General features: G+C 49.5%; 17 protein-coding genes. 16 read left to right on the top strand and 1 reads right to left on the bottom strand.

Features of this window, described 5'->3' with window-relative positions; genetic code table 11:
* Nucleotides 1–25: 25 nt before the first annotated feature.
* The 14 genes from ACQKPA_RS07765 to ACQKPA_RS07700 all read left to right on the top strand — a co-directional run bounded on the left by ACQKPA_RS07765 (nt 26) and on the right by ACQKPA_RS07700 (nt 18719).
* Nucleotides 26–556, top strand: coding sequence for a ClbS/DfsB family four-helix bundle protein (locus tag ACQKPA_RS07765; protein WP_427490981.1), 531 nt, complete (start codon nt 26–28; stop codon nt 554–556).
* A 625-nt stretch (nt 557–1181) separates the two neighbouring features.
* Nucleotides 1182–2303, top strand: a complete 1122-nt coding sequence (locus ACQKPA_RS07760) for a glycoside hydrolase family 88 protein (protein ID WP_427490979.1) — start codon at nt 1182–1184, stop codon at nt 2301–2303.
* Complete coding sequence (locus ACQKPA_RS07755; RefSeq protein ID WP_427490977.1) at nt 2293–4461, top strand: alginate lyase family protein; 2169 nt, start codon at nt 2293–2295, stop codon at nt 4459–4461. The genes ACQKPA_RS07760 and ACQKPA_RS07755 overlap by 11 nt, the downstream gene beginning before the upstream one ends.
* 67 nt (nt 4462–4528) lie before the next feature.
* Complete coding sequence (locus ACQKPA_RS07750; RefSeq protein WP_427490975.1) at nt 4529–6253, top strand: cache domain-containing sensor histidine kinase; 1725 nt, start codon at nt 4529–4531, stop codon at nt 6251–6253.
* A complete protein-coding gene (locus ACQKPA_RS07745; protein WP_427490973.1) occupies nt 6250–7839 on the top strand; it encodes a response regulator transcription factor in 1590 nt (529 codons plus the stop codon). Before ACQKPA_RS07750 ends, ACQKPA_RS07745 begins: the two co-directional genes overlap by 4 nt.
* Nucleotides 7840–8197: 358 nt before the next feature.
* On the top strand, nt 8198–9118 hold the full coding sequence (locus ACQKPA_RS07740; RefSeq protein ID WP_220685558.1) for a carbohydrate ABC transporter permease: 921 nt from the start codon (nt 8198–8200) through the stop codon (nt 9116–9118).
* Between the two features lie 18 nt (nt 9119–9136).
* Nucleotides 9137–9973, top strand: coding sequence for a carbohydrate ABC transporter permease (locus ACQKPA_RS07735; protein WP_397376704.1), 837 nt, complete (start codon nt 9137–9139; stop codon nt 9971–9973).
* A gap of 150 nt (nt 9974–10123) precedes the next feature.
* Nucleotides 10124–11506 carry an ABC transporter substrate-binding protein gene (locus tag ACQKPA_RS07730; protein ID WP_427490971.1) on the top strand — a complete coding sequence of 461 codons (1383 nt, stop codon included), beginning with the start codon at nt 10124–10126 and terminating at the stop codon, nt 11504–11506.
* 113 nt (nt 11507–11619) lie between these two features.
* The gene (locus tag ACQKPA_RS07725) at nt 11620–12873 is read left to right on the top strand and encodes an alpha-L-fucosidase (protein ID WP_427490969.1); all 1254 of its coding nucleotides are present in this window, start codon (nt 11620–11622) and stop codon (nt 12871–12873) included.
* 35 nt (nt 12874–12908) lie between these two features.
* Nucleotides 12909–14765 carry a beta-galactosidase gene (locus ACQKPA_RS07720; RefSeq protein WP_427490967.1) on the top strand — a complete coding sequence of 619 codons (1857 nt, stop codon included), beginning with the start codon at nt 12909–12911 and terminating at the stop codon, nt 14763–14765.
* A 242-nt stretch (nt 14766–15007) separates the two neighbouring features.
* On the top strand, nt 15008–16669 hold the full coding sequence (locus tag ACQKPA_RS07715) for a hypothetical protein (protein ID WP_427490965.1): 1662 nt from the start codon (nt 15008–15010) through the stop codon (nt 16667–16669).
* A gap of 26 nt (nt 16670–16695) precedes the next feature.
* Nucleotides 16696–17367, top strand: a complete 672-nt coding sequence (locus ACQKPA_RS07710; protein WP_427490963.1) for a bifunctional 2-keto-4-hydroxyglutarate aldolase/2-keto-3-deoxy-6-phosphogluconate aldolase — start codon at nt 16696–16698, stop codon at nt 17365–17367.
* Nucleotides 17368–17577: 210 nt separating this feature from the next.
* Nucleotides 17578–18066, top strand: a complete 489-nt coding sequence (locus tag ACQKPA_RS07705; RefSeq protein ID WP_427490961.1) for a MerR family transcriptional regulator — start codon at nt 17578–17580, stop codon at nt 18064–18066.
* Nucleotides 18063–18719, top strand: a complete 657-nt coding sequence (locus ACQKPA_RS07700) for a GAP family protein (protein WP_427490959.1) — start codon at nt 18063–18065, stop codon at nt 18717–18719. Before ACQKPA_RS07705 ends, ACQKPA_RS07700 begins: the two co-directional genes overlap by 4 nt.
* Before the next feature lie 17 nt (nt 18720–18736).
* Here the strand turns inward: ACQKPA_RS07700 and ACQKPA_RS07695 are convergent, their stop codons facing one another.
* The gene (locus tag ACQKPA_RS07695; protein WP_427490957.1) at nt 18737–19435 is read right to left on the bottom strand and encodes an aspartate/glutamate racemase family protein; all 699 of its coding nucleotides are present in this window, start codon (nt 19433–19435) and stop codon (nt 18737–18739) included.
* Nucleotides 19436–19733: 298 nt separating this feature from the next.
* Here ACQKPA_RS07695 and ACQKPA_RS07690 point away from each other — a divergent pair, with 298 nt between their 5' ends.
* Together ACQKPA_RS07690 and metE are read left to right on the top strand one after the other, a co-directional pair.
* Complete coding sequence (locus ACQKPA_RS07690; RefSeq protein WP_427490955.1) at nt 19734–20312, top strand: biliverdin-producing heme oxygenase; 579 nt, start codon at nt 19734–19736, stop codon at nt 20310–20312.
* 208 nt (nt 20313–20520) lie between these two features.
* Complete coding sequence (metE, locus tag ACQKPA_RS07685) at nt 20521–22809, top strand: 5-methyltetrahydropteroyltriglutamate--homocysteine S-methyltransferase (protein WP_427490953.1); 2289 nt, start codon at nt 20521–20523, stop codon at nt 22807–22809.
* Nucleotides 22810–22837: the final 28 nt, after the last annotated feature.

Genomic DNA, 22837 nt, shown 5'->3' with positions numbered 1-22837 from the left:
TAAGTCTGTGGAGCGAAGCCCGTAAATGATGAAGGAGAGAGTACCGTTGCAAACGTACCAGAACAAAGAAGCTTTCATCGCTGAAATTCAACGAACGTATAGCCTCTTTGACCAAGAATTTGAAGACGTTCCAGAGGATAAAAGGAATCTTCGTATTGGCGAAGTCGATAGAACACCCCAAGAGATGATTGCCTATCAGCTGGGATGGCTAGCGCTGGTGATGAGCTGGGAGAAGGATGAACTTGCGGGTAAAGAAGTTACGACGCCAACCCCTGACTTAAAGTGGAATCAGTTGGGGGCGTTGTATCAGCAATTCTATCATACGTATGATGGATATTCTTTGGAAGAATTACGTTCGTTGTTAAAGCAGAGGACGAAAGAATGGTGTGAATGGATCAACGGCTTGCGTGAGGAAGAGTTGTTTCATTCAGGGGTTCGCAAGTGGACGGTAACCAGTGCCAACTGGCCGATGTGGAAATGGCTGCACATCAATTCCGTCGCGCCGTTCAAAAGCTTCAGAACCAAAATCAGAAAGTGGAAAAAGCATGCCGGCTAACCCATATCGCTCGGCAGACATGACGGGCCGTCCCATATAGATTTAGTTGCTTGATGTATGGCTCTCATAAACAGAAAGTTTTGTCAAATAAAGCCATGGCGGTGCTCAGGATATTATTCCCACACCGCTAGGCTTCTGTTTAATCAGATAGAGTTGGTCCATGGTATATTGAATGTACAAAAGAAACCGTTCCTTTGGGTCGTATCTCCATTTTATCCAAGAACGGTTTCTTTGCGTCTAAAAAATCAAGAAATCTGCACGGTGTAGCGGAGAGGACGAATCGATTCCGGACAAGCGTCAGTGCTCGCCTTTGCCCCCACATTTTGTCCTTGCTCAGAACCATTCCAAGAAATGTGGGGGCAACAGCGATAGGAGGAACGATTCGTACATGGAGCGTCTTCTTACAGCAAGAAGGGGGCCTCCCCCAAGATCTAAGATCTTTTGGGATAACCCCTTTTTTTCGTTGGATTCGAACAGGAAGGGACTGGTTTGTTCCTTATTCACCATGTTAGGGGCGCGAAAGTCAAAATATTGCACATCAAGGCAAAAATCGGCTCTACAAGAACTGGGTGACTCTCCTTATCATGAATCGTAATCATGATGGATTTGAAGGGAGCACGAAGTTATGTGGAGTAATGCGATTAATGATGCTGTAGAGAAAATCCGGAAAAACATGGATACCTTCGGGACAACATTTCCCCACGTCAGCAGGGACGGCGCATATTTGCTGAATGACAATGACGACTGGACGAACGGTTTCTGGAGCGGTCTTCTCTGGCTATGTTATGAATACACGGGCGACGAGGCCTTTCGATTGGGGGCAAAACGAACGGTAGAAGATTTTCGCCGCCGCTTTGCAGAAAAAAAGGTGCTTGATCATCACGATATCGGATTTCTGTATTCCTTGTCCTCCAAAGCGGAGTGGATCATTGAGAAGAATGAGAGCGCCCGCCAATTGACGCTTGAGGCTGCGGACTTGCTGCTAAAGCGCTGGCGTCCAGACGGAGGATATATTCAAGCGTGGGGTCCTGAAGGAGATAAACAGGAGGGCGGTCGCATCATTATCGATTGTTTGATGAATCTGCCGCTGCTGTTCTGGGCGGGACAGCAAACCGGCAATCCCGTATATAGAGACATCGCAGTCATGCAGGCGGAGAAGACACGGCGTTATCTGGTGCGGGGAGATGACAGTTCATACCACACCTTTTTCTTCGATCCGCATACGGGGGAGCCGATCGGCGGTGCCACGCATCAGGGCTTTACGAACGGCTCGACATGGACGCGAGGACAAGCGTGGGGGGTGTACGGCTTCGCGCTGGCTTACCAATATACAGGAGATCCTGTATACCTCGATACCTCTAAAAGAATGGCGAGGTATTTCCTAAAGCACTTACCGGAGGATCATGTCGCCTTTTGGGACTTTAATGCTCCCGTAACCGCCGAGACTTATCGCGACAGCTCGGCCTCCGCCATTGTGGCAGCAGGCTTGCTGGAACTGATTGGACATTTGGATGAGGAGGATCCCGAAAGAACCGACTTTGAGCAAGGCCTGGAGGATTCCATGACCTCGCTGGTAAGAAATTATTCTACGATCGGCAAAGTAGCGGAGGGCCTGCTGCAGCATGGTTCTTATCATGTGCGCGGCGGATTGTCCCCGAATGATTTCATGATCTGGGGGGATTATTTTTACCTGGAAGCTTTGATTCGGATGGAGACCGGGCGCAAGGGGTATTGGTATGAACGCTGATGCCACGGAAGCTTCAGTGAATGCCGTATTGGCTCTTTTGAATCTGGAGGATCCCGTTATGCGTTCGATGCAGGATGCAGACGATCAAGGTCATCGGCACGATATGCTGTGTAAGCTGCATAAACACTTCTCCTGTCGGAAGACACCCGGTTGGTGGATGAGCAGTGAGGATAAGCAGAAAATTACGGATTATGTGAAGCAATTCTGTGCAGATGAACTGGAAACCGTCATGAAGACGGCGGATGAGGTGGTGCAGCAGACGTTCCTGTTCCGCTTTCCATGGGATATGGAACGTAGTGTGATTCCCGTTACATTTGACGGTGATATTGACTGGTGCCATATTCCCGATCAAGACGTGGAGTGGGCTTATATGTTGAATCGCCACCGCTACTGGGTGGCGCTGGGACAAGCGTATGCGATGACAGGCGATGAGAAGTATGCGGCGGTGTTTAGCCAGCAGCTCGAAGACTGGATGGATCGGAATCCGGTCCCTGGAGAACCAACGACGGATACGTTGACATGGCGCCCGATCGAGGCGGGTCTGCGCAGCGTGAACTGGATCAAGGCACTTCGATACGTGATCGGTAGCCCTTCCCTGACTCCGTCATTGCTCGGTAAAACGCTGATTTCGCTTCACGAGCACGGGGAGTATCTGGCTGCTTCCTTCACCAGCTGGAAGCATATCAGCAACTGGGGAGTACTGGAAACTTGCGGCTTGTACCATATTGCACTGTTCTTCCCGGAGTTCAGCAAGTCGGCACGGTGGCGGGAAATGGGAGAAGTGAGACTGAAGGAGACGGCGAGGCTTCAAATTATGGCGGATGGCATTCATTGGGAGCAATCGCCTACATACCATCATGAGGTGCTGGCTTGTTATCTTGACTGCATTCACCTTGCCAATCTCAACGGGTTGGAGCTTGACGGTCCATTTCGGCGTACGGTTCACGAGATGGCCGAAGCCTCCCTGTACTGGGCGAAGCCAAATCACAGGCAGCCGATGCTGGGAGACAGCGACGATAGCGATATCCGTGGCATTCTGACCTATGCCGCGTGGTTATTTGGGGATTCCGTTCTGAGATATGGCGGTAATGCTCGACCGGATTATGATAATGCCTGGCTGTTCGACATAGACGGAATCCGGAAGTACAAAGCTATGGTTCCGGCAGAGCCGCCATCCCAGAGTCGAGCTTTTACCCATTCCGGGCATTATACGATGCGAACGGGTTGGGACGAAGAAGCATTGTACCTTTATTTTCACTGCGGCCCGCTTGGCGGAGGCCACGGTCACGCCGATATGCTGCACGTGGATCTCCATGCTTACGGCCGTGATCTGCTCACCGATCTTGGAAGGTACAACTATAGCGACCATACACCGCTGAGAAAAGCATTGAAGGAGAGCTCAGCCCATAACACAACAGTTGTCGACGGAATCGGGTTTACCGGGGTCAGGGACACCTGGTCTTTCGACCGGATGGCCGGACCACTGGGCTGCAAATGGGTCAGTAGGCCGGAGTTTGACTATGTCGAGGGGGCGCATGACGGCTATCTCTATGGGAATGAACCGTTGTATCCGCGGAGAAGGATCATTTTTGTAAAGCCTTATTTTTGGCTGCTGATCGACAGCTTGATGTGCCTTGAGCAGCATACCTTTACCCAGCATTTTCATTTTCCGCACCCGCCAGGAGAAGTCGGAATAGAAGCAGAGTCATTGATATGCCGTACAAACACCCTCGGGGAGGCGAATCTATCGATTATCCCCGTACGCTCAGACGGCCTGCGCGGAGAAGTGGGCGAGGGCGTGATATCCCGCGAATATAACCTGCTGGAACCGAATGCGAATGTGACTTACTCCCGGACGGGAAAAGGATTGATCAGCATCATGCAAGTGCTGTATCCACATCGTCCAGGCGAAACGGATTCTCCGCAAGTCCGTATGGTCCCGATATACCGTCATACGGGTGAGCGGGTTCATGACGGGCAAGCGGAGGCATGTGGGATTCAGCTCCCGGGAATGGAAGAGGAGTTTATTCTCGTTGTTAGTCACCGTGCGCCGTCCGGCCATTATGATTCTTATATGGTGGAGGGCATGCAGATCTTTGGAGAGGTTGTTCTGATGACCCTTCAAGGCAGAAAAAAGCAAGCAACCGTTATCATTTAATGAATGCTTCCAGCACAGAGGACTGATAGAATAAAGAGGACAAGAGCATAAGAGAGGCGTAGAGAACATGTTCAAATTCACCTACTACAAACGCATCCAGCTGTCGTTTCTTTTGCTGATCTTTATTCCGCTGATAGCGGTTTCTATCATTTCGTTTGTTCTGATTCGGGATACGATGGTAGAGAAGCTGCAGCTCAGCAACGAGAATGTCCTGAACGTCATGACGGATGAGCTGAGCAAGACGATTGACGATGTCACGTTTGCTTCCCATTTTATCGTGAACGATACGAATGTTCGCAATATCCTGAAGTCATTCGCAGACACCAAACGGCTGGCTACTTATCAGGATTATGTACATTTTAGACAAATTCAGGACGTATTTTCCCTGATTAATTCCAAGCCGCTGAATAATAACGTTCGCATGTACTTGGTCAACCGTCAGCATTTTGTCATCTCATCCGGCACGGAGGATTTGACCGCCATTAACGGAAGCCTCGACAAACTGATGGAGCGCGTCGATCTCAGTAAACCAGAAACCCTGCAATGGCTTGGGATGGCTGGCGGCGACTCGTCAGGGAAAGGCAAGAGTTATTATATTGCCAGGGTCATCTATGACAGCCGAGAGAAGAGGCAAGTGTCCGTATTACTTAGTGCCGTTTCCGATATTTACTTCAACAAGCTGCTAGGTACGATCGACTTCGGCAAGGTGGCGCTCTTTGATGCAAACGGGGAATTCATCGCAGGCAATTCCGGGTTGATCCCGAATCATACGGAGACCAAGGGCAGTGTCCGAACGGACAGAACCATATTGAAATCGAACTGGAAGCTGGCTTACGAGGCCTTGGAGAAAGAGTGGTCGGGGCAAATCTCCCGAACTTTTTATACCGGTCTTGCCGGGGTTCTGCTGCTGTTTCTCGTGTTCTCCGGGATGTCCATCCTGATCGCCAAGAGGCTGCACAGCCCGATTCTTAAACTGCAGCGGGTCGTACGCCAGTTCGGAATGGGAAACCTGGATGTCAGACTGGAGGTCAAGGGCAAGGATGATATCGCCGAATTGGGGCAGACGCTGAATACGATGCTCGATCAATTGCAGCGGCTGATCCATGATATCGAACAGGAGCAGGAGCAGAAGCGTGTGATGGAGCTCGAGGCCTTGTTTATGCAAATCCGCCCTCATTTTTTGATCAACACGCTGAATTCGATCAAATGCAGCCTGATCTTGACGAAGGATACGCTTCACAGTGGAATTATTGATTCCCTGATGAGTTTGCTCCGAGCCTATCTCAAGGTCAATGAGCCGGCCACCTTACGCGAGGAATGCAGGCTGCTGGGCCACTATGTTGACATTATGAAAATCCGCAATGAAATTCCGCTTCATTTAGAGGTTGATCTGGATCCGGAAACCGAGGGACTCATCTTGCCGAAACTTATTTTGCAGCCCATCGTTGAGAATGCCATCGTCCACGGGCTTGTCGATCATCAAACTCCACGCATTGAGATCCGTTCCCGAAACAACCCGGACGGAATCAGAATCGAGATTATCAACAATGGCTTCGAGGCCGATGAAGACATGCTCCAATGTCTAAACCGTAGACTTGGAAGACCAAGCGGCGAGCAGGATGGAGCTTATGAGAGGGTCGGTCTTATGAATGTGATCCAAAGACTCCGATTGACCTTCGGACAGGAAGCGAGTTTGACACTCGCCAACCTTCCGCAAGGTGGAATGTCAGTTTCACTGTACTTGCCCCAAAGTCATCATCATGGTTTTTTACCAGAGGGAGAGGAAGAATGATGTACAGAGTAATGCTCATAGACGATGATGTTCCTATGCTCAAGGTACTGCAACAGATGATTGACTGGGAGGCAAACAATCTGCAGTTAGCCGGCAGTACGTATTCCAGCGCGAAAGCGATGCATATGTTTGAGGAAGTCCGGCCGGACATTGTCATTACGGATATCGGACTGCCACAGAAAAACGGCATTGAGTTGGCGGACCATTTTATTCGCATGAAGCCGGAAGTTCGGATTATCTTCCTGACGTGTCATGAGGATTTTCATTATGCCCAGCAGGCCGTAAAACTGCAGGCGGATGACTATTTGATCAAAGATCAGCTTACGGCAGAGCAGCTGGAACAGAGCCTCGGCAAATCCATGCACTTGTTAAAGACGCGGGCTGGTCTGATTAATCGCGAGGCAGCGAGTTACAATAGTCAGCTCTTTCGGCAGGATTTGCTGCAAAAGGTAATCAATGGCTCTCCGTCCGAGGCCACCTTGGCTTATGCGGCGCAGATCGGCATCTCCTGGACGTATCCGTGGTTTATGCTGGGGCTGGTCAGCATTCAGCTCTCCAGCTTTGACAAGCGGTTCAGACAATCGGAATTTCCGCTGATTTTATACGCTGTCTACAATATCGCGATGGAATTGTCCGAATCGTATGAAGGGATTACGCCGTTCATGGAGCAGGGGAACATTGTGATTCTGCATAACTTTAGGGTGAATCTCGCACAGAATGCCAGCTTGCATCTCCATAATTATTTGCAGCGGCTGCGTTATCAGTGCGTTCATTTTCTCAAAATACAACCGAACGTGATCGCGGTTACTGACAAAATGGAATTAAGCTCGATTGGCTCCATCTATCAGGAAATTCTTCATGACAAATGCGAGTTTTATGAAAATTCCGAATATACGATATCCGAAATTTCTCAAATAAGGTCGCGGTGGTTTCAAGCCGCGCCTCAGGGATTTCTTGATAGCTACGTTTCGGAGCTGGAACGGAAACTCATCAAGCAGGATCTCGACGGTATCCGCACGACCCTGCACAAAATCGCCGGCAACGCGAAAGAGCTGTCGATTGATCCGGCCGACTTTGCCAGGGATCTTTCCTCCATGCTGCGAGGTATCGAGCTGATGTTCTCCAGTCTCAAATTCGATGAGGATCTGTTTGCTTATCTTGCTTTAGCTCGCACCTTGGAGGATATGATGGAACTGGTGGAGAGAAAGCTGACCCAGATTATCGGAACCCGGCAAGCGGGAGTGGGAAGCTCCACGAATGAGCCGAAGCTGCAGGTGATCCAGCAATATATCGATCAGCATCTTGACGATAACATTACGTCGATCGATATGGCACGCTATCTGTTTTTGAATCCGAGCTATTTTTCGCGATATTTCAAACGGATGACGGGGTTGACCTTTACGGATTACGTGCATCAATACAAAATGAAGATGGCCACCAAAATGCTCAGAATGTCCGGACAAAATCTGGAGTCTCTGGCCATGGGATTAGGTTATTCGGATCGGACGTATTTTTCAAAAGTGTTTAAAAAATACGTGGGGACCACGCCCAGCGAATATAAAGCGAAGTACACCGCGCGAAAGTAAGCGGACCGTTACGATTTAATTCGCAGCTGCAAGAGCAAGCCGCCCGAACAAGGGCTTTTTAAGATTTTAGAATGTATACGTTTTAAGCGAAGCGCAAGAAATAATATATTCGCATTTATATGTTTTGGGGTCCCCGCAAAGTATTTGGAATAAGCATCGAAGCATAGGCTCCACTTTGTGGGGCTTTTTGTTTTGGGCTCCTGCAAAGTAGCTGGAGTAAGCATCGAAGGCATAGGCTCCACTTTGTGGGGCTATATTAGGTCAAAATCTTGCACATGGCTGGTCATAATCCCTCCTACTTGCCGATGGCGGATATATTACTATAATGACAACTTACAAATTGTTGAGGTGATGCTACATGGAGGCTGTACAACAACCAGTGCCCAAGAGCCGGCGGAAGTTTTGGACTCCCAAGCGGAAAGAGGCTTTGATTGGGTGGCTGTTTCTGGCCCCGGAAATCGTCGGGATGCTGCTATTAAACGTGTTTGCTCTTGGATTTTCTTTGTATTTAAGTTTATCCGATTGGGACATGCTGTCGGGTGTCCAGGGGATCGAGTTTACCGGACTGGATAACTACATCAAGATGTTCCATGATCCGACCATTATTCAAGCGATAAAAAACAATTTGATCTATATGGTTCTTACGGTGCCGATCCCGATTGCCATTGCTCTGGTGCTATCGGTTTTGATTCACAACAGCGTGTTCTTCAAGAGTTATTTTAAAGTCGCGTTTTTCATTCCTTATATCTCTTCGATTATTGCAGTTGCTGCGGTGTGGAGTGCATTATTCCACCCATCGCTGGGACCGATCAACCAGTTTCTGATGGATCTCGGGATCAGCAATCCGCCGAAATGGCTGGTCGATCCAAAAACGTCGCTCTTGGCGATCTCGATTATCAGTTCCTGGGCGGGCCTGGGCTACACAATCATTATCTATATGGCAGGGCTCACGAACATTTCGAATGAGATTTACGAAGCGGCGGATATTGACGGTGCCAGTGCAATTAAAAAGTTTTTTGCCATCACGGTTCCGATGCTTCGTCCAACAACCTTCTTCCTGTTGATTACGATGTTGATCGGCTCGTTTAAAGTGTTTGACATCATTGCATTTTTAACGGAAGGCGGCCCGAACAATTCTTCTACCGTGCTTGTATTCCGCATCTATGAGGAAGGCTTTCAATATTACAATATGGGATACGCTTCGGCCATTTCCTGGCTGCTGTTCGCGATTATCGGTCTGATTACCGCGCTCACCTGGAAAATGAGAAATGAAGAATAAGGAGGGAGAGGAATGTACATGCAGCTTCTTCGAAAAAACCTGTCCAAAGTGGTAGTCACCTTTATCATGGGGGCATTGTCCATTGTGTTTCTCGTTCCGCTCATCTGGATGATTTCCGCGGCTTTTAAATATGAGAAGGATGTTATGCGATTCCCGATTCAATGGATACCGGAAAAGGTGAATCTGGCGTACAATTTCAAGATGGTCTGGATGGGAAGAGTTCCCTTCTATGATTTCTATTTTAATTCTTTTAAAATAGCGATTATTACGACCCTAATCACCCTGATTATCTCTTCCATGGCAGGTTATGCGCTAACGAAGATTCGATTCAAGGGACGGAATCTTGTTTTTATGGCCTTGCTCTCGTTCATGATCATTCCGGATCAGGCGACGCTCATTCCGCGGTTTCTGCTCATTCGCTGGTTTGGACTCTACAATACGCATGAGGCCATCATCTTCATGAGCATGTTCTCGATTTACTTCACCTTCCTGCTGCGTCAATTTATGAACGGGATCAGCGATGAATACTTGGAAGCGGCCAGAATTGACGGAGCGGGTCATCTGCGGACATTTGCTTCCATTATGGTTCCGCTGTGCAAGCCTGTGCTTGCTACGGTGGCTATTATAAAATTCATATGGACCTGGAACGATTACCAGAATCCGCTCATCTTCTTGCTGGACAAGGACTTATACACGATTCCTCTGGGGATGACGCTGTTCCGTGATGACTACACCAACAACTATGCCATTATGATGATGGCGTCAGTCTCGGCGATCATTCCGCTGGTCATTGTGTTCATCGCATTGCAAAAGCAGGTTATAAACGGCATTGCTTTGGGCGGGGTAAAAGGCTGATACGAAGTCTAAAGTCAAAATTCAGAGGTTCGAAAAGTCAAAAATGTAATCCTAGAACCTCAAAATTGTGCACTTGATCAGCCATGCTGGTGCCTATAATGAACATGAAAACAGCACCACAACTAATTTATCTGTGCAGGGGGAAGTAAGATGAAGAAAAAAAGTAAACACAGATTATCCGTTATTCTTAGCACGATCCTGGCGAGCACCCTGGTATTAAGCGGCTGCGGGAAATCCGGGTCAGAAAGCGGTGCCAGCACGAACGGTGGAAGCGGTCAGACGGACAAGCAGGTTACCGTCAAGTACTACAACTGGGATAACGAAGCTCAACAGGCGGGTACGGACGCCATGCTCCAGGAATTTATGGATCAGAATCCGAATATCAAGGTCGAGCATGTGGTTCTGGTTCCCGGCGATTCCGTGGAAATGTTGAAAAAGTTGGATTTCCTGATCTCATCCGGTGAAGCGATCGATGTTATTCAATTCCCAAGCTTGGGCGGAGTTCTCGAACGGGCCTCACGTGGAGCCCTTGCTCCCCTGAACGAGTTCTATGAGCAGGAAAGTCTCGTTCCGGAAGACGAATATTTTGTTAATGCCAAGCTAGAAGACAAGTATTATGGCATGCAGTACACCAAGAGCACAAACTATGTGATGCTCAACAAGGATGCCCTGGATGAAGCGGGACTTGAGGTTCCGAAATTCGGCTGGACGTGGGATGATTACCGCGACTATTCCAAAAAGCTGACCAAGGGCGAAGGGGTTGACAAGCGTTACGGTTCTTACTTCCATACATGGGAGCTTTATATGAACGCTCCGGCGCAAACTATGATGAAAGATCCGTTCGTATATGAGGACGGAACGACCATTCTGGCAGATCCGACCTACAAATACTTTTTCCAGCTCCGCAAAGATATGGAGGAGACGGACAAGTCGGCCAAACCTTACAGTGACGTGCTTGCCGCGAAGCTGAACTACCGTACTGAATTTTTTAATGAAGAAGCTGCTATGATACTTACAGGAAACTTTACGGTAGCGGATCCAGGCAATACCGAGCAATATCCGCATGATTTCAAAACAGCTTTCGCTCCTGTACCTGTGCCTCCTGCAGGATCGGAACCTAAAGAGTATGAAGGAAAATACTTCACCAGCGGCAATATGCTGGCGCTGGGTGCCAATTCCACCAACAAGGAAGCATCCTTCAAGCTTATGAGATTCATGACAACAGCCGATTCGGACAACAGACTCGAGTTCTCTGGCTACAAGAAAGCGAATAACGAAGAATTGTTGACAAAGCTGGTTGCCGGTAAAGAGGATAAGTACGATATGGAGTCGTTGAAATATACGCTGTTTAGTGATGAAATCCAGTATCTTGATGCAGCCAAAGTCATGATGACGGATACATCAGAATTGACCAAGATCATTAATGACGGCTTTGCGAAATTCATGCTCAGCAACGAACCGATTGATGAGGTTCAACAATGGATGGTCGATGAGGCTACAAAAATTATTAACGAAAAAGGCGTTGTCAAGTAACGGGGCAATGCACAAGGTATGAGAATCCTGGTAGGAAACGGGTTTCGGGGGGCCATTTAACGGGCTTCCCCAAAGCCCTTTTTTTACGACTGGTGAGAGTTGGAGGGGAAGTTATGTCCATATCAAGAAAGCTTAAGGACCAGCTTGTTGTTCCTTCGCTGGAGCAGCTAGCCTGGCAGGACATGGAGCTCGGGATGTTCTGCCATTTCGGAATCAATACGTTCTGCGACCAGGAATGGGGGGAAGGCAAGGATGCTCCGTCTTTGTTTAATCCGGACCAACTGGATGCTAAACAGTGGGTCCGGTCCGCGAAGGAAGCCGGATTCCGTTATTTCATATTGACGGCCAAGCACCACGACGGTTTTTGCCTGTGGCCGACGGCGACAACGGACTATTCCGTAGCCTCGAGTCCGTGGAAGGAGGGTCAGGGCGATGTCGTAAAAGAGTGCGCGGATGCTTGCCGGGAAGAGGGCATCGGCTTCGGTATTTATGTATCCCCCTGGGACAGGCACGAGCCGTGTTATGCCGACCCGCAACAGTATGATGACTTTTATTGTAGACAATTGGAGGAGCTCTTATCGGGCTATGGTCCGCTTGTGGAAATTTGGTTTGACGGCGCAGGGGCGGAAGGCCGCGAATATGACTGGCCCCGTATCATGGATCTCGTTAAAAGGTATCAGCCCGGCGCCATGGTGTTTAATATGGGCGCACCCACGATCCGTTGGGTCGGCAATGAGGATGGCGTGGCTCCGTATCCTTGCTGGAACACGGCCGATTCTTTGCGGGGCAGCATGTTCAGCGAAGAATCGCTGAAGTGGCTGCCGGAGACGCCGGGCTGGGTGCCCGCGGAATGCGATGTCCCCATCCGAAAAGACCGCTGGTTCTGGCATCCGGATGAAGAACACTTGCTGTTGTCCGTTGATCAGTTAATGGAAATCTACTATCGGTCGGTCGGACATGGGGCGACCTTGCTGCTCAACGTCGCTCCAGACCATCGCGGGCTGCTTCCGGAAGCCGATGTAAAGCGGCTTCTGGCATTTGGCAGAGAGATCGAGCGTCGGTTTGGTCATGCCCTGGCCGAAAGCTCGGGATCGGGAGAGGTCGCCCAATTGATCCTTCCCCGAACATGCGTGATCGATCATGTCGTTGTTATGGAGGATATTGCTTTCGGGGAACGGGTGAGTCAATATGTGCTGGAAGCCTTCATTGATGGAGCGTGGCTCGAGCTTACACGCGGCAGCGCGATCGGTCACAAGAAAATCGATGCGTTCGCTCCAGTGTCTCCCGACAAGGTGCGTTTGCGTGTAGTGAAATCGGCAGCAAGTCCGAAAATCAAAAGCATGGCGGTTTATCGCTGCGGGGAATAAACGTTGGATTTTTATAGGTGTGGAGGGGATCTGTAATGGGAATGCTCACATGGAAGAACGGGCAGTACTTGCTGGACGGGCAGCCGTACCGGATCATATCGGGAGCGATTCACTATTTCCGTGTCGTTCCTGATTATTGGGAGGACAGGCTATTAAAAATAAAGGCCTGCGGCTTTAATACCGTTGAAACATATATCGCATGGAATGTACATGAACCCAAAGAAGGGGAATTTAACTTTAGCGGTATGGCCGATATTGTATCGTTTATCGAAATAGCCGGGAAACTGGGCCTGCATGTCATTGTCAGACCAAGCCCGTTCATCTGTGCGGAATGGGAATTTGGAGGTTTGCCGGGCTGGCTGCTAGGTTATGGAGAAATCCGGCTTCGTTGCAGTGACCCGCTCTATTTAAGCAAGGTGGATCATTATTACGACGAGTTGATCCCGAGACTGGTTCCGCTGCTGTCCACACACGGAGGGCCGATTCTGGCGGTTCAGGTCGAGAATGAATACGGCAGTTACGGCAACGACCACGCTTATCTGGAGTATTTACGCGCAGGACTGGTTCGGCGCGGCGTTGATGTGCTTCTCTTTACTTCGGATGGGCCAACCGACGAAATGCTGCTGGGCGGGACGCTTGGCGATGTGCATGCAACGGTGAATTTCGGATCCCGGGTAGAAGAATCCTTCCGCAAATACCGGGAGTATCGCACGGAAGAGCCGCTGATGGTCATGGAATTCTGGAACGGCTGGTTTGATCACTGGATGGAGGACCATCATGTGCGGGATGCGGCCGATGTCGCCGGCGTACTGGATGAAATGCTTGAGAAGGGTTCCTCGATTAATATGTATATGTTTCATGGCGGAACCAACTTCGGCTTTTACAGTGGAGCGAATCACATCCAGGCATATGAGCCAACAACGACAAGCTACGACTATGATGCCCCTTTGACGGAATGGGGGGATCAGACGGAGAAATATGAGGCGGTGCGGTTGGTGCTCGGCAAGCATGGTTTTAAGCCGGGGTGTGTCTTCCCGGATCCCATTCCAAAGGTAGCCTACGGAAAGGTCGCGTTGTCTGAAATGGCCGATCTGTTTGCGGATGCCAATCTAGAGCATCTCTCAGAACCGATCCAAAGCGTATGCACCCAGCCGATGGAAAAATTCGGACAGTCCTATGGCTTTATATTGTACAGCACATTTATTCAGGGACCGCGGCAAGGACAGCAGCTGCATATTCAGGAGGTTCGTGATCGCGCGCAGGTATTTCTGGACGGTCGGCCGCTTGGCGTTATCGAACGATGGAAATCAGAGCCTCTCGATATTACCGTACCCGCAGGCGGAGCGAGGCTGGATATTCTCGTAGAGAACATGGGCCGGATCAATTACGGGCCGCTAATCCGAGATCCCAAGGGGATCACGGAAGGCGTGAGAATCGATAACCAGTTCCTGTACGACTGGACGATCCGAACCCTGCCAGTGGAGTCAGAGATGCTGTCATCACTCTCTTATACACCGGTTACGGATGAAGGGCGGGCGGAGCAAGAAAAGCTGTCCATGCCGTCGGAAAACGCGGGCATGCCCCGATTTTACCGCGGCAGCTTTCGGGTGGAGGATATCGGAGACACGTTTCTTCGCTTTGATGGCTGGACCAAAGGTGTCGCCTGGATCAATGGCTTTAATCTCGGCCGGTACTGGAACGAGGGGCCGCAGAAGGCCTTGTATATTCCCGGCCCCTTATTGCGTAAAGGGGAGAACGAGCTGGTTCTTTTTGAACTGCACGGTGGTCCCGAATCTTGCGAAGTCGAGCTGTCAGATCAACCGGACCTTGGACAGACCGCGGCAGTGGACGAAGCTGTGCTCAATTTCGTACAGGATGGGGATGACAAATAGTCCATAACGACAAGGATAATACAGTTCATTGAGTACAACATGCCCGGCCGGATCATTCCTCTGGTCGGGCTTTTACTGCAAACAAGATAAATGATGGCATGGGTTCTGAAAAATAGCTTCCCTTTTTGTTCATTTAGGTTTTTAATGTTTATATAGGTTCGAATTAGGTTTCTTTTAGTTCGTTTTTTTATTTTCATTATGTTGGGAAGCAGCTTTACCATCGGATTGGGAAAGGAGAACAAATGAACGAATATAAAGAGAGAATGAACCGGATTGTTCGGAACGTTGCGGAACAAGCATGGAGGCAGCCCCTATTACCCAGCGGACTGTGGTTTCATAGGGATGTCCGTGATAACTTCTACTATGCCTCTTATCTGTTTGCGGCTTCGCTAGACCTTGAGATTGATCCGCAGTTTAACCGGCAGGAAGGCAAACGGCTGGCAGAGGAGGTTCTGGGTCGTGTGCTGCGACTGCAGAACAAGGACGCGAAGAGTCCGATGTACGGACACTGGCCGCTGAACCTTGGGCCGAAGCCGGAAGCAGCGAGTCCGCACACGCTGCCGATTGAATTAATGGGGAGCTTGATGTTTTTTTTCCATCGCAAGTTTGAAAGTGAGATGAGCGAGGGCTTGGCGGCTGAGTTTGAGGCTGGACTGGAACACATCTACCACGGAGGTTTTTTTCGCAAGCCGCTCACCGTTTGCAATCATCATGAGGCTAAATATACGGCAGCCAAGCTAATATTCGGCCATTGGTTCGATGATAAGGAACTCCTGGAGGACGGAAAACAAAGTCTTCGGGATACCCTGAGCATGCTCAGGCGGGAAGGTATGGCAGAATACGGATGCCTGCCGTGGTTCTGGCATTGGACGCAGGCGTTAACTTGCGCGTTGGAACTAATGGAGGAACCGGAATTAAAGCGGGAGCTTCATGAACTGTTGGATGAGCTGTGGAGCCTGCGCACGTCCTTTTATTTGAAAGGGGCGTGGGTAGGAGCCCACTCTAGAGGATGGCCGCATGATGCACCGAGGGATGCCAACGTGCTTCACGATTATGTCCAGTTCGGTGATTTTAGCCTGCCGGAGGAGATGCCGCGCACAGAGTATGCCGGTTTTCTGTTCCACGAAGCTCCGGAAGCTAATCGTCGTCTTGCCCTAGAACGAAGCGAACCGACCGAAGTTCGCAAGGCTCTGATGAAATCGGTTGACGGCGAGATGCGGCAGCTGCACTCCTATTCTTATGTGACGGAACATTTTGCGGCGGGCGGATTGTGGGAGCGGGTTCGTGAGTTCGACAACGAGCAGCTGCGCTGGATGTTCAGCCTTCCTGTCCGCACTGGCGGAAAGGCAAATCAGCTGTATTTTTTTCACCCGGGAGAGGGATATGATCCCTCAGGAAGCGATCCCCGCCACCAAAGCGAGTGGATGGAGGTGCTGTATCACAAAAATGTGGTGGTGGCGCTGTATCCGCTGCCGGAACCAGCGGGTGCTGGAGGCGAAGAAGTTGTCGGCGTTTTGCCGGAAGGGGAATGGTTGTACGAGTCCGAAGCTTTGTACGGCAAGGTAGATGAGGTTTATTTTGCCGTACATTTGAACCCCGGGACTGTTTATGACATTAGGGAGCAGTCCGGATATCATCTGGCCGTTTGCCATGGCCCTCGAGTGGCTCTCACCGTAGAAGCGGTGACCGTTCGGGAAGCGGAGAACAGAGGGATCGGACAACTGGCGGCGTTCGCACGGCAAATGTCCGGGCACACGCCGGAATTCAAGACAGACGGCGGGTTTGAGGTTGCGTATACAGGATGGATGACCGAGGATCGGCTGCATCTGAAGGTTATGGCTTCAGGCAGCTCAGCGAGAACGATAAACGGAGCGGAATGTACGTTTGAATCGTATTCTGTGTAGTAATCGAATAGAAAAGAGGAGTTAAGATGAAGAAATTGCAGCTGATTCAAAAAATAGCAGAAGAAGGCGTGGTCGCGGTCCTGCGCGGCGAAACGCCGGAGCAGGTTGTGGAGATGGCCGAACAGGCGATTGCCGGCGGCATTAAAGTGATCGAGGTAACGATGACGGTACCGTTTGCGCTCCGGGCTATTGAAACATTGTCGCGCAAATATTCATGGAACGCCGAGGACCCTTCCTCCTATGCCATCATCGGGGTAGGTACAGTGCTTGATCCGGAAACTGCGCGTGCTGCGATATTGAGCGGCGCCGAGTTTGTTGTTGGGCCGTGCCTAAGCAGGGAAACCGTCATGCTGTGCAACCGCTATCGGATTCCGGTCATGCCGGGCGTGATGACGATCAAGGAAATCCAGGAAGCACTGGAACTGGGGGCGGACATTGTCAAGCTGTTCCCTGGCAATCTGTATGATCCGTCGATGATCAAGGCGATCAAAGGCCCGCTGCCGCAGGCGAATATCATGCCGACCGGTGGTGTCTCGCTTGATAATCTTGGCGAATGGATTAAGGCGGGGGCTATAGCCGTCGGTATTGGCTCGGATCTGACAAGCGAAGCTTTGAAGCGGCAGGATTACAGCTTGATTGCCCATAAAGCAGCCGAATACAAGCAAGCGTATTTGCAGGCTAAAGGGCTGACGCCGTAACAATCCTTTGGAATTGGTAGGAAGATTAATCTGATAACGGCTGTTATTGACTCCCTGAGTCTTCAAGAGGCGTTATTTGTTTTTTGAACGTTCATTCTGAATATAGCGTGAATTCAAGTCTTATTAGAATAAAGCCCGATGGCTAGGGCTTTCGTATTATTAGGCCAACCAGAAATCTCTGGCTGACCTAATAATACGAAGCTGACCCAGATGGAATCGGCGCTGCGGGCCGTGCTTCATAGCATTGCGATGGAAGGTGAGACAAGCTGGGACGTTATTCAGAAATTGATTCACCTCTCTGGAAGAGACCCATCGTTAAAGCATTCGTTAAGGCAGCAGATGTTTGAGAAGCGCGAAGTGGAGTTATTAAGTTTACTCCCTAATATGAACAGCACGGATCCCGACTCTCTCGAGTGGATTGCTCTGTTGGGGCAGCTCAAAAGGCGGATGCAGGACGGTCCCTATTCACCGGATGTGCAGCGAATTGTACGACGGATGGATGAGAAACGACTTGAGGTATTTGAAGATGAAGATCCCTTCATAGATAAGCTGTGGGAGATCCGTAAATCTCCGGCGCAGTCCGAGCAGATGGGATTATATCCCATCGAGGATGCCCTTCTTCATTTCATGGAACAGGCATTCGAAATTTATGTATTACGAAAGGACAAAGAACAAGTAGAAGTGGGGGAGACATCTTGACGTTGGAACTGCTGCTCTCCATTGGAGCCTTATCACTCTTGGACATGCTGAGTCCAGCTACGCTTGGCGTAACGGTGTATTTGCTCTTGACCGAACGGGACCGGCCAATCCCGCGTTTATTCATTTATTTATTCACAGTGGCGGGCTTCTACTTCCTGGTAGGCGCTGCGCTTATGCTGGGTTTGGATGCTGTTCTGCAATCCGTAAGCGGCATTTTTCAAAATCGAACGGTAAGCTGGATCATGACCATTGTCGGAGGTGTCCTGTTTGTCGTTAGTTTCTTTATCCCCACGAAAAAAACATCCGCGCCGCGCCGTCCAAGATCCAAAAGCTTCGGAGCCATGATCGGACTTGGATTCACGACGTCCCTGCTGGAGGTAGCAACAGCCCTTCCGTACTTGGCGGCTATCGGGCTGATGACTACGGCTCAGTTAACAACGGTTCAATGGATGCCCATCCTGGCTGCATACAATATCGTGATGGTGCTGCCTCCAGTCATATTGCTTGGATTACACCTCGTATTCGGCCGCATGATGCAGCGTCCGTTGGAGAAGCTGCGCCTGAAAATCGCCCAGAGCTCCGGATCGATTCTGTCATGGGTATTGTGTATTGCCGGGCTGATTCTGGTGCTGAACAGCATAGATAACTTGTAACGATATCCGTTTTTAAATTAAGAGTCTGCTTCCAATGATTTATGAACAGCTTCACTGGCATGTATGAGGGTTGTATCAAAGAGCGGAACATTGGAATCTTCGGGTTTTATTAATAATCCGATCTCCGTACACCCCAGAATAATTCCTTCGGCTCCATCTTGAATAAGCCGTTCAATAACTTCTTTATAGTGAGCTTTTGAATCCGATTGGATGTTACCGAGACATAATTCCTCGTATATCACTTTATTTACGATCTCTCGATCTTGTTCATTGGGGATGAGCACTTTAATACCATTAGATTCTAATCGTTGCTTATAAAAATTCTGCTCCATGGTATATTTGGTTCCAAGCAAGCCTACTGTACGAATCCCATGTTCATGGATTTGATTAGCCGTAGCATCGGCAATGTGCAGTACAGGGATCCTTATTCTTTCTTCTATATAATCTAGTACCATGTGCATCGTGTTGGAACATATCACAATAAAATCGGCGCCGCCCTTTTCTAGTGAAAGCGCAACTTCACCTAATGTTTCACCGGCTTTTTTCCAATTCCCCTCGGATTGATAGCGTTCAATCTCTTCGAAGTTCACGCTGTACATAAGGCATTTGGCCGAGTGGAGGCCACCCAATTGGCTTCTCACCTGCTCATTTATCATTCTGTAGTATTCAATGGAGGATTCCCAGCTCATTCCCCCGATTAGTCCAATTGTCTTCATAAATAAGCTCCTTTACAGTCCGAAGTAAACTTATTATAGGGTGTTTCAACATGCAAAACAAATGCTATCTCTGTATCCGTTACAAGGTGTTCATAACCGAGGTAATGCAGTGAAGAGATTGAATTTGTTTTCAAAAAGGAATGATATCGGGCACCTTTGAGCCAGCTATGTATTCATAGTATTCTCGTTATGATATATTAATCGCAGGGTTCATCGACTGACCGATACCTAATTCTAGCGGTTTGTTACAAATGTGCTTGTCCTTGCATTTCAGCTCGAGACATTGAGGGGGTTATCCATGAGCACGCGGATTTTAGAACGGTTAAGAGAAGAGACGGCAGCGCAGCATGAACGAATCGAACAGAATCCATACGCCAAAGCTGCCTTCGATCAGACCTTGACCATGGATCAATATCGGTCTTATTTAGCGAAATTTTACGGATTTATTAAACCGGCCGAAGCGCAGCTGATGGCAGAGGGTGCCGTGAACCATCTTGGTTTGGATCTGGAAATCCGAACGAAATCGAACCTATTGGAAGAAGATCTTATTCATCTGGGAATGACTCCTGATGAGATTGCACAATTGCCACTGTGCAGCCGATTGCCAGAGCTGAGCAGCCAAGCGCGAATATTGGGATATCTGTATGTTATTGAGGGATCCACACTTGGTGGCCAAGTCATTACGAAACAATTGATGAAGTTCTTGCCACTGAGTCCGGAGTCGGGTCTACGTTATTTCTATGCATATGGTCAAGAGACCAAGCCAAGATGGACCGAATTCCGGGAAGCGCTGCTCAATGCAGCGGAGGATCCGGATGAGATTATACATTCGGCTAAAGAAACTTTTCGTTTGCTGGATGCTTGGATCAGAGAATAGGCATATCGGGGACGGACTCTATCCATAGAGACACCTTGATGAAAACCGCATTTTGCTGTTTTTTTGCGTCGAAGCGATACAAGCATTACACGCATACCAATCTTGCTATAGCCATAGGCTATAACTAGATATAGCTTATATGAGTTACACTATACCGATCAATACATGATATCTTTCTTGTAACAATTTGTATAGGAGTGTTACATAGATGGCAAAAAGCAGTGTACTGGGATATCCGCGTATTGGCGCTGATCGGGAATGGAAGAAAGCCTTGGAAGCATTCTGGGCAGGCAAGCTGGAAGAATCGGAGTTTCACAGGCAGCTGCAGGAGATTCGGTTGAATCATTTACGGAAGCAGCAGGAGAGCGGGATCGATCTTATTGCGGTTAATGATTTTAGTTATTATGATCATGTTCTGGATACGGCGACGATGTTTGGCATCGTACCGAAACGCTTCTCTTATGAGGGCGGCGTTGTGCCATTGTCTGTATATTATGGTATTGCACGCGGAACGAAGGATGCTACGGCAAGTGAAATGACCAAGTGGTTTAATACGAATTATCACTATATCGTGCCTGAATTGGATGGGGCTGCTCCGGTACTGACGGAGAACAGACCGTTGGCAGCTTATCGGGAGGCCAAGGAGAAACTCGGAATAGAAGGCAAGCCGGTTATTGTAGGTCCGCTAACCTTCCTGAAATTGTCCAAAGGGTATCAGTCGTCGGAGACGGATGCCTGGCTGGAAAAATTGTTACCGCTCTACGTACAAATTCTTCAGGAGCTTGCCCAAGAAGGTGTTCAATGGGTACAGATCGATGAGCCGATTCTCGTCACAAAATTAAGCGTTGATGATCTTAAGCGGCTAACCAACGTCTATGAAACGTTTGCGGCTTCGGCACCAGGATTGAACATCATGCTGCAAACCTATTTTGAATCCGTTGAAAACTATCAGGAAATTATCCAGCTTCCGGTTAGCGGCATCGGTCTTGACCTGGTGCACGGATACGAAGGCAATGTGCAAGCCATTAAACAGTCAGGGTTTCCTGCGAATAAGGTGTTGGGCGCGGGCATAATCGACGGACGGGGCATTTGGAAGGCGTCTCTTCGCGAGAAGCTGTCACAATTGGAAGAGTTGACGAAATACGTAGCCCCTGAACGCTTGATCGTTCAATCTTCGTGCAGCTTGCTGCATGTTCCGGTGACGGTGAACAGCGAAACGAAATTGCAGTCAGAATTGAAAGGGGCGCTCGCCTTTGCAGACGAGAAGCTGAATGAACTGGTTCTTTTGTCAAAAGCAATCTCCACTGGCACAGCCCGAATCTCCAAGGAACTGGAAGCATGCGATGCTGCGCTTGAGGCGCTGAAACAATCCGGAGAGCGGAATCGCCATGACATTCAGCAGGCAGTTGCTGAGATTAGTTCACAGAATCCGGTTCGCAGTCAGCCGTTTGCGGAGCGTCATATCGCTCAACAGAACAAATGGCAGCTGCCGATTTTTCCGACTACGACAATCGGCAGCTTCCCGCAGTCAGCCGAGGTGCGCAAGGCACGTCAGGCGTGGCGTAAGGGAGAGTGGAGCCATGAGCAGTATGAGCGCTTCATTCAAGAGCAAATCGATGTTTGGATCAAGCTGCAGGAAGAGATTGGCCTTGATGTGCTTGTGCATGGAGAGTTCGAAAGAACGGATATGGTTGAATTTTTCGGAGAGAAGCTTGGAGGTTTTGCCTTCACTCAGTTTGGATGGGTTCAGTCTTACGGCTCACGCTGCGTAAAACCGCCTGTGATCTTCGGGGATGTGGCATTCGAGAAACCGATGACGGTGGAGGAAACGAAATATGCACAATCGAAGACGGACCGGCCCGTGAAAGGGATGCTAACCGGCCCGATTACGATTATGAACTGGTCGTTCGTCCGCGAAGATATCACGCGAGAACAGATCGCCTATCAACTGGCTTATGCCCTAAGACAGGAAGTAGAGGCGCTGGAGCAGGCGGGCATCGGGATGATTCAGGTGGATGAGCCAGCGGTGCGCGAAGGGTTGCCGCTCAAGGAGGAAGATCAAGCGGAGTATCTCGCTTGGGCTGTTAAAGCCTTCCGCATGACCACATGCACGGTTCAGCCGACTACGCAAATTCATACGCATATGTGTTATTGCGAGTTCCATGACATGATCGATTCGATTGAGGCGATGGATGCCGATGTCATCTCGATTGAAACTTCGCGCAGTCATGGCGAGCTGATTCATAGCTTCGAGGTCAATACGTACAGATTAGGGATCGGACTAGGCGTGTATGATATCCACAGTCCGCGGGTACCTCGAGTGGAAGAGATGACAAGCATGATCGAGCGTGCACTGCGGGTCCTGGATCCGAAGCTGTTCTGGATCAATCCGGACTGTGGGCTCAAAACACGCGGTAAAGAAGAAACGGTCGCATCCCTTCGCAACATGGTTCAAGCCACGGAGATCGCACGCTCGTCCTATTCGCTGAACGTGTAACCGTAAATCTGGCTTGTTGCCAGGGTGG

Source organism: Paenibacillus sp. NPDC093718 (assembly GCF_050279985.1).
In the GTDB taxonomy this organism is placed as follows: domain Bacteria; phylum Bacillota; class Bacilli; order Paenibacillales; family Paenibacillaceae; genus Paenibacillus_AQ.
The sequence above is the reverse complement of the archived record's forward strand: the minus strand, read 5'-3'. Positions and strand labels throughout refer to the sequence as shown.

Coding starts and splice junctions, on each gene's coding strand:
- ACQKPA_RS07695 (WP_427490957.1), bottom strand. CDS start 19,435: ATGAAGACAATTGGACTAATCGGGGGAATGAGCTGGGAATCCTCCATT.
- ACQKPA_RS07725 (WP_427490969.1), top strand. CDS start 11,620: ATGTCCATATCAAGAAAGCTTAAGGACCAGCTTGTTGTTCCTTCGCTG.
- ACQKPA_RS07710 (WP_427490963.1), top strand. CDS start 16,696: ATGAAGAAATTGCAGCTGATTCAAAAAATAGCAGAAGAAGGCGTGGTC.
- ACQKPA_RS07755 (WP_427490977.1), top strand. CDS start 2,293: ATGAACGCTGATGCCACGGAAGCTTCAGTGAATGCCGTATTGGCTCTT.
- ACQKPA_RS07705 (WP_427490961.1), top strand. CDS start 17,578: ATGGAATCGGCGCTGCGGGCCGTGCTTCATAGCATTGCGATGGAAGGT.
- ACQKPA_RS07715 (WP_427490965.1), top strand. CDS start 15,008: ATGAACGAATATAAAGAGAGAATGAACCGGATTGTTCGGAACGTTGCG.
- ACQKPA_RS07730 (WP_427490971.1), top strand. CDS start 10,124: ATGAAGAAAAAAAGTAAACACAGATTATCCGTTATTCTTAGCACGATC.
- ACQKPA_RS07740 (WP_220685558.1), top strand. CDS start 8,198: ATGGAGGCTGTACAACAACCAGTGCCCAAGAGCCGGCGGAAGTTTTGG.
- ACQKPA_RS07765 (WP_427490981.1), top strand. CDS start 26: ATGATGAAGGAGAGAGTACCGTTGCAAACGTACCAGAACAAAGAAGCT.
- ACQKPA_RS07720 (WP_427490967.1), top strand. CDS start 12,909: ATGGGAATGCTCACATGGAAGAACGGGCAGTACTTGCTGGACGGGCAG.
- ACQKPA_RS07745 (WP_427490973.1), top strand. CDS start 6,250: ATGATGTACAGAGTAATGCTCATAGACGATGATGTTCCTATGCTCAAG.
- ACQKPA_RS07690 (WP_427490955.1), top strand. CDS start 19,734: ATGAGCACGCGGATTTTAGAACGGTTAAGAGAAGAGACGGCAGCGCAG.
- ACQKPA_RS07735 (WP_397376704.1), top strand. CDS start 9,137: ATGCAGCTTCTTCGAAAAAACCTGTCCAAAGTGGTAGTCACCTTTATC.
- metE (WP_427490953.1), top strand. CDS start 20,521: ATGGCAAAAAGCAGTGTACTGGGATATCCGCGTATTGGCGCTGATCGG.
- ACQKPA_RS07750 (WP_427490975.1), top strand. CDS start 4,529: ATGTTCAAATTCACCTACTACAAACGCATCCAGCTGTCGTTTCTTTTG.
- ACQKPA_RS07760 (WP_427490979.1), top strand. CDS start 1,182: ATGTGGAGTAATGCGATTAATGATGCTGTAGAGAAAATCCGGAAAAAC.